Here is a 7062-nt window from a genome sequence, read left to right as displayed (position 1 = left end):
TCGACTCTCAGGGTCGTGTCGTCAGCACTTGGGCTGACGTGATCAACCGTGCCAACCTGGGTATGGAAGTAATGCACGAGCGTAACGCTCACAACTTCCCTCTAGACTTGGCTGCTGGTGAAGCTGCTCCCGTCGCAATGGTTGCGCCCCAAATCAACGCGTAGTTGCCTTGGTTTGATTGCACGTATAGTCTAACGGCTTAAAAAGCGCCCCTTCTAGGAGGGGCGCTTTTTGCGTTTAAAGCATCTTCGCAATACACAACAGATTATTACGCTCTGATAGCACATCCGGAGAATGGCCCAATACTGGTGGAGATCCGCATAGAATCCGCTTAACCACTGGGAGAACCTCCATATGTATGTAGTCACCAATCGTATTCTGCAGCCATCATCATCACCAGAAGAACGCTTTGGCGCGACGTTTAATCGCATGGGACCCAATGAACTTAGGCTAGCAGAGGCTCAAAAGATTGGCGATAATTGGCAGGTCGATATTTTAGAAGACCGCGTCACCTACAACGGCGATCAAATGTGGGCTAGTGAAGCAGCATTTCTTAAAGCCCAGCAGCGAATGCAGCAAAAACAGACCAATGCGCTCTTTTTTGTTCACGGATTTAATACAAATTTTGGCGACGCGCTAGAGAGCGCTTATCGCATAGAGCAGCTTTATAACCTGGAAGTGATTCTATTCAGCTGGCCATCTAACGGTGGCGGTGCAGTGGAAGGCCTGTCTAGCTATCAGGATGACAAGCGCGATGCGGTTTTGTCCATTGGGGCCTTGGATCGGTGTTTTGAAAAACTGGCAGGTTACTTTATTAAGTATGCGGACCAAGCTTGCAAGCGCAAGTTTAGCCTAGCGATGCACAGCATGGGCAATTATCTTTTCAAGCGTTTATTGTCATCTTCGATTTATCAGGGAGAAACCCTGCTGTTTGACAACATTGTCATGCTGTCCGCTGACGTAAATAATGAAGGCCATGCAAACTGGGTGGACCGCGTACGATTTCGCAACAGATTATTTATTACCATCAATGAGGATGACGGTGCTTTGCTAGCCTCTAAAGCTCTGGCTGGCGATGAACAAAAAGCTCGTTTGGGCCATTGGACAAAAAATTTAACAGCTCGCAATGCTGCTTATTTAGACTTTACTGATGCCGCAGGTATTATGGCACACCACAATTATTTTTCAGATGATAGCGCCCTGCAAAACGCCAGAATTAAGGAGCTTTTTAAACGCGCATTTAATGGAGAGAAAGCAGAGCGCGGGCTGGCGTTTGATGCTGGGACTGGTGCCTACAAGGTACTGTAATCAGTACGATGAATGAAAATTTTTTATTATCGTCGACGTGATGGTCAACCCAATTTCGGGGATGAGCTAAATACCTGGCTGTGGCCCCAGCTGCTCCCCGATTTTTTTGATGATGATGAGTCTATTCAGTTTGTTGGTACAGGCACCCTTCTAAACCACCGTCTACCAGAACGGACAACAACGGCTAAGCAGCTGATTATTTTTAGCAGCGGAGCTGGTTATGAGCAACCACTGACGCACATTCCTCCGCACTGGCACATTGCTTGTGTCAGAGGACCGCTATCGGCAAGCCAGTTAAATCTACCCCGTGAAAAAGCTATAACGGATGGAGGTATTTTAGTGCGACGTTGTTTTTTAACCAGTGGCCAAAAAACAAGTTCCCATGGGTTTATGCCCCATATTCACCATGCTAACTTTGCCGATAGCGCTTGGAAAACAGTTTGTGAACAGCTAGGTATTAAATATATCGATCCTCGCTGGCCTATAGAGACTGTTTTACAAGCCATCAGTGAAACAGAGGTTTTGTTGGCTGAAGCTATGCATGGGGCAATTGTGGCGGATGCCCTAAGGACAGCTTGGATTCCCGTTATTACTAGCCCCAGAATTCTTAGTTTCAAATGGCAGGATTGGTGTGCATCGATTGATGTGCCCTATAGACCCTGGCAATTGTTGCCACTACCAGACTACCCAACGTACGCCAGAGGGCTACGGTCGTCACTGCAAGCAGGATGGCTATGGACCCAATGGGGACAGCAAACACTCATGCATCAACCCACCAAGCTGTTGCACTGTTCTACAGCAGATAGTCTGGCAAGTGTTATTAAAAAAGGTCACCCCATTTTAAGCACAGACACCACCCTGGATCGCCTAACCACAAAGCTAGAGGCATCATTAAGTTCTATGAAGAAGTATCTGGCTTGATTCAGGAGGTAGACTAATCAGGGAATTTGCCGTTGCTGACTTGAGGGGTAATAGACCGAGCTGTGCAATGCGTCATTAGTCAATAGTTTGTAGAGAAATTATGTCGGGGATCAGCACCGCCGAAAATCTTAAGGGCTGCCACAACACGATTGGGTTCTACGTAGCTACACTGAGGTTAACGCAAGAGTTTATCTTACCCATGCTGCTCGTTGTCACTTTTTCCCAGGCCATTCGATGTAAGTTGGTGCTTCCAGTTACGTTGCTCACAGCATTGGGGATTTTGGCAGCGCCTGTTAAAGCCGCTAGCTTTGTTTTAGAAAATATACGGTTTAGCGAAGTAGCCGGGGACTTTACGATTACTGGTGGTGAAATAACTAAAGATGCCCTCAGAATTTTTCAAGATGTAACTGGCCCCAATGTGGATCTATTTACATCGATTGAGGGGTTGCGCAGTACAGGCTTTTTTGGATTTCGATTTGAGTCAGTGGTGACTAATCGCACTAATACACCATGGATTTTCTATGACCATGAGCTGCAGGAACAGTTTGGTGTGGCCAGTCCTGAGGAAGACGGCCTGTCCTTTGCTCAACAGTTTGGTTCTCTTAGACCTGTTTCCAATGCATTTTCTGTTGTTGACGAAGTAACAGATGTCCGAGACTTTGTGAATTTTTCTGGGGGTGTAGTTAATCCAAATCAAACGGTAACGTTTCGCTATTTTATTTTGGATAACGCTCCCAATGATTTATTTTTTCTACGACAGCGTCCTAACTTTGCCCCTGGTGGCGTCGGTGTAGTTGCGGTACAGCCTGTGGTGCCGCCTCCTGCGCCACCACCCATACAAGTACCGGCTCCCATTACCCCTGAACCACCACCAGCACCCATTATTGAGCCACCTGCTGAGCCGCCTGTGACTCAACCAATTCCGCAACCCGCAGCCCAAGTCCCTGAACCGGGGATGTTTTTGGGGTTACTTAGTTTGCTTGGGTTGCGGTTGTTATGGCCAGATAAATAATGCTGACATTTGGACGAGAGATCTGTGGTGAGTTGGCTACGGCTGAAGCTCGAGAATGGTTAGTGACTAACGGCATTGGCGGCTATGCATCGGGTACGATAGCCGGATTGCTTTCTCGACGCTATCACGGTTTGCTGGTGGCAGCACTACAGCCTCCCTTAGGGCGCACATTGTTGGTGACTAAGCTAGATGAAACCGTCTATGCTGGAGGACGCTACGACCTTAGCACTAACCGCTGGCTAGACGGCAGTGTCACTCCTGAAGGGTATCGATTTATCGAGAGTTTTCGCTTGGAGGGAACCACCCCTGTTTGGACCTTTGCCCTGGGCGACGCCCTGTTGGAAAAGCGAATTTGGATGGAGCCTAGAGAAAACACTACATATGTTCGCTATCACCTGCAGCGCGGTAGTATCCCCATAGAGCTGTCATTGCGGGTCTTGGTAAACTACCGTGACTACCATAGCAATACCCAGGGACAAGGATGGCAGATGAAAGCAGGATACGTGCCCAATGGAGTCTGCGTTCATAGTTTTGCCGAGGCTGTTCCTTATTATCTTTTGAGCAATCGGGGAGAGTTTCAGCTACACCATGATTGGTATCAAGATTTTGACCTCGCACTAGAACGATATCGAGGCCTTAACAACCGAGATGATCATCTGTGTGTGGCTAGTTTACTGGTAGAACTAGCGCCTGAAGATTCCGTTTTGTTGGCCGCCAGTACACGGTTTGATCCATCCCTAGATAGTGAGGCCGCTCTAGCGAGTCGATCTGCCTATGAGCAATCACTTTTAGAGCAGGCAGGTCATACTGAAAACGGTGAGACCTCAGGGCAAGGACTAACCCATGAACATTTTCAGCAGCTGGTTTTGGCAGCGGATCAATTTATTGTGGATCGGCCCCTGGTGGATGAACCTGAGGGTAAAACTGTAATTGCAGGCTATCCCTGGTTTGGGGACTGGGGACGGGACACCATGATCAGTCTGCCAGGTCTGACGCTGGCGACCGGGCGTCCTACCATTGCTCGCACCATTATTCGCACATTTGCGCGCTATTTGGATCAGGGGATGTTGCCTAATCTCTTTCCCGATGCTGGGGAGACGCCTGAGTACAACACGGTGGATGCGATTCTTTGGTACTTTGAGGCGATTCGGGCTTACTATGCGGCCACTGGGGATGAGGCCCTACTACATGAGATTTGGCCAGAGCTAACGGCGGTGATCGATTGGCATCAGCGGGGCACTCGTTACAACATTCACCTGGACAGTGATGGATTGATCTATGCAGGTGAGACTGGGGTGCAGCTCACCTGGATGGATGCCAAGGTGGGTGATTGGGTAGTGACTCCACGCATAGGTAAACCGATTGAGATTAGTGCGCTTTGGTACAATGCGCTGCGCTGTATGGAGCAGTTTGCTGGGGTTTTGCATAAGCCAGTGCAAGACTATAAAACCTTGGCGCAGCATACACTAACAGGATTTCAGCGATTTTGGCAGGGAGCCTACTGCTACGACGTTCTAGATGGTCCAGACGATGATGATGGAGCGTTGTGCCCTAATCAGATTTTTGCGGTTTCGCTACCATTTGCCGGTGGGAGAACTGCAAGTTCTCTCTTAACGAATGAACAACAACGGGCGGTGGTGGAGGTGTGTGGGCGAGAGTTACTGACATCCCACGGGTTGCGATCGCTAGCCCCATCCCATCCTCAATACGTTGGTACCTATGGCGGCGACCCGCTCCAGCGGGACGGTGCCTATCACCAGGGCACCACCTGGGGTTGGCTGCTGGGTCCCTATGCTGAGGCGCACTATCGGGTGTATGGCGATGCCGCCCAGTCGCGGGCATTACTTAAACCGCTGGTACAGCATATTAACGGCAGCTGTATCGGTACCCTGAGTGAAATTTTTGATGGCGATGCCCCTATGGCCCCACGGGGCTGTTTTGCCCAAGCGTGGACAGTGGCGGAGGTGCTCAGGGTGTGGCGGTTGTTAGAGTCGCTATAGTGCTCGCTATACGTTGAATTCGCTTAAAACTGTTGCTTGCCTTGTTTTAGCATCAGCCAGATGAGTACGGGGGCTCCGAGCAGGGCCATCACTGCATTGAGGGGCAGAATGGTTTGACTGCCAGGGACCTGGGCAATGCTATTGGCGACCAGTGCAAGCATTGCGCCTAGGAGGGCCACAGCCGGAACCAGTAGGCGATGGTCCTGGGTGCGGAAAAGACTGCGCCCTAGGTGGGGAACGGCAACCCCTAGAAAAGCGATGGGACCACAAAAAGCCGTGATGCTACCGGCCAACAGCGAAGCGCTCAAGACTAAATAGCACCGTACTACGGTGACGGACAGACCTAGGCTCATAGCTTGTTCTTCCCCAAGCAGTAACAGATTGAGGGGTTTACAAAAAAGCTGGGCCATGAGTAGTCCAATAAATATAACAGATAGCAGGATAGGCATTTGTTGCCAGGTTACCCCACTAAAGCTGCCAAAGGTCCAGCTGAGATAGGCCAGGGTTTGTTCTAGGCGGCTAAAGTGCAGCAGGATAGTAACCAGGGCATTGGTGACGTAGCTAAGCATCAGGCCAAAGATCAGCAGGGCAAGGGAACTGCGGACGTGGCGGGCCATGAGTAAGACCAGGAACATTGCGATCGCAGCTCCCAAACTAGCCGCTCCAACCACACTTAGCTGGCCTAAGAATCCGATACCGCCACCAGTGAGGACAATCAAGGCAGCTCCGAGGCTAGCGCCCGCGTTGATGCCGAGGACAGAGGGGCCGGCGAGGGGGTTACGGAAAAGGGCTTGGAGTTGGAGGCCGCTCAGGGCAAGGGCCGAGCCTGCAGCCATGGCAGTGAGGGAGCGGGGCAGGCGAAAGTTAAGGATAATTTCTTGCCAGGCGGGTTTGGTGGTAGGGCCGCCGAGGAGGGTGGTAAGGACTTCAGTGGGGGGAATGGGAACGGAGCCGAGGGCTAGGCTGGCGAGGAAGATGATTAGGAGGACTAGGGTAAGGAGGGTAAGGGCGCTGATGTGGTTGATAGATGGAAGGTTTAGTATTTCAGGAGATAGGTTTTTATAGAGTTTTTGAGAACTTGGAATGCTGGGGAAGAGTTTTCTAAAGGGGTAAATTTTATTGGCCATAGTGTCTTTGAGAATGGTTAAGGATGCCGGTTAAGGAGTTTAAAGGATTGCATGAGGTCCCTTGTATATTGGTTAGCTCATCGGCCTTTGCTTGGATAAAAAGAGCATAAACAAAGCGCATGAAATGAGTTCAAGGATCTTCTGGAAATTGGTGAAGCTAAGGGAGATATATGGTTTCTTATCCCTTGACGCAGACAACTTGTTTTAGGGTAGCAACAACTTCCACTAGATCTTGCTGGTTGACCATGACCTCGTCGATGGGTTTGTAAGCAGCTGGAATTTCGTCGATGACGCCTTTGTCTTTGCGGCATTCGACTCCGGCGGTTTGTTCAATCAGGTCGTCCAGGGTGTAGGTATCTTTGGCTTTACTGCGGGACATAACGCGCCCGGCTCCGTGGCTGCAGGAGCAGTAGCTGTCGTGGTTGCCTTTACCTTTGACGATGTAGGATTTAGTGCCCATGGAACCGGGGATAATGCCATAGTCAGTGGTGCGGGCACGGACAGCTCCTTTGCGGGTAACGTAGACATCGGTGCCAAAGTGTTCTTCTTTCTCGGCGTAGTTGTGGTGGCAGTTGACGGCCAGCAGTGGCTTAAAGGGTTTGCCACCACCGAGATGTTTTTCGATGATGTGCTTAAAGCGGGCCATCATTTCTTCTCGATTTTGCAGGGCATAGGCTTGGGCCCACTGCAGGTC

The 7062-nt window shown here is 50.2% G+C and carries 6 protein-coding genes and 1 pseudogene; 5 read left to right on the top strand and 2 right to left on the bottom strand.

The features are described from left to right. The 5 genes and pseudogenes from IQ260_RS24805 to IQ260_RS24785 all read left to right on the top strand — a co-directional run. Positions 1 to 164, top strand: a pseudogene (locus IQ260_RS24805) (photosystem II q(b) protein); the annotation flags it as partial. A 190-nt stretch (positions 165 to 354) separates the two neighbouring features. Continuing rightward, a complete protein-coding gene (locus IQ260_RS24800; RefSeq protein WP_193995760.1) occupies positions 355 to 1308 on the top strand; it encodes an alpha/beta hydrolase in 954 nt (317 codons plus the stop codon). Between the two features lie 12 nt (positions 1309 to 1320). Then, positions 1321 to 2229, top strand: a complete 909-nt coding sequence (locus IQ260_RS24795; RefSeq protein WP_193995758.1) for a glycosyltransferase family protein — start codon at positions 1321 to 1323, stop codon at positions 2227 to 2229. Between the two features lie 199 nt (positions 2230 to 2428). Continuing rightward, positions 2429 to 3241, top strand: a complete 813-nt coding sequence (locus IQ260_RS24790) for a hypothetical protein (RefSeq protein ID WP_193995757.1) — start codon at positions 2429 to 2431, stop codon at positions 3239 to 3241. After that, positions 3241 to 5241, top strand: coding sequence for an amylo-alpha-1,6-glucosidase (locus IQ260_RS24785; protein ID WP_193995756.1), 2001 nt, complete (start codon positions 3241 to 3243; stop codon positions 5239 to 5241). The genes IQ260_RS24790 and IQ260_RS24785 overlap by 1 nt, the downstream gene beginning before the upstream one ends. Before the next feature lie 23 nt (positions 5242 to 5264). Here IQ260_RS24785 and IQ260_RS24780 read toward each other — a convergent pair whose 3' ends face one another. Together IQ260_RS24780 and IQ260_RS24775 are read right to left on the bottom strand one after the other, a co-directional pair. Beyond that, positions 5265 to 6368, bottom strand: a complete 1104-nt coding sequence (locus IQ260_RS24780; RefSeq protein ID WP_193995755.1) for an iron ABC transporter permease — start codon at positions 6366 to 6368, stop codon at positions 5265 to 5267. A 178-nt stretch (positions 6369 to 6546) separates the two neighbouring features. Then, a partial coding sequence (locus IQ260_RS24775; protein ID WP_193995754.1) for an RtcB family protein occupies positions 6547 to 7062 on the bottom strand: 516 nt, incomplete at its 5' end.

The organism is Leptolyngbya cf. ectocarpi LEGE 11479, assembly GCF_015207065.1.
Taxonomy (GTDB): domain Bacteria; phylum Cyanobacteriota; class Cyanobacteriia; order Phormidesmidales; family Phormidesmidaceae; genus Leptothoe; species Leptothoe ectocarpi.
Note: the sequence above shows the minus strand (reverse complement) of the source record. Positions and strands in the feature narration are given on the sequence as shown.